Source organism: Pseudomonas brassicacearum, assembly GCF_003732265.1.
GTDB classification, from domain to species: domain Bacteria; phylum Pseudomonadota; class Gammaproteobacteria; order Pseudomonadales; family Pseudomonadaceae; genus Aquipseudomonas; species Aquipseudomonas brassicacearum_D.
In genome coordinates, this window is sequence record NZ_MOBK01000451.1 from 1 (window position 1) to 307 (window position 307).

1 protein-coding gene is annotated in these 307 nt (G+C 60.9%); it reads left to right on the forward strand.

Annotated elements, in window-relative coordinates:
- Positions 1-307, forward strand: a 307-nt coding sequence (locus BK660_RS32205; protein WP_148057557.1) for a sugar phosphate isomerase/epimerase family protein, incomplete at both ends; no start/stop codon positions are given.

Consider the following 307-nt stretch of genomic DNA (forward strand, 5'->3'; position numbering starts at 1 on the left):
CGTGGGGCCGTCACGTCAACACGTATCAACAGGTCTGGGACATCGTGCGTCAGGCCGATCACCCGAGCCTCGGTGTGTTGCTCGACAGCTTTCACACCTTGTCGTTGAAGGGCGATCCTCGCGCCATCGCCGATATTCCCGGCGACAAGATCTTCTTCGTGCAAATGGCCGACGCGCCGATTCTGCAGATGGATGTACTGGAGTGGAGCCGGCATTTCCGTTGCTTCCCCGGTCAGGGCGAATTCGATCTGCCGGGGTTCCTCGCGCCGATCATCCAGAGTGGTTACACCGGGCCGCTGTCGCTGGA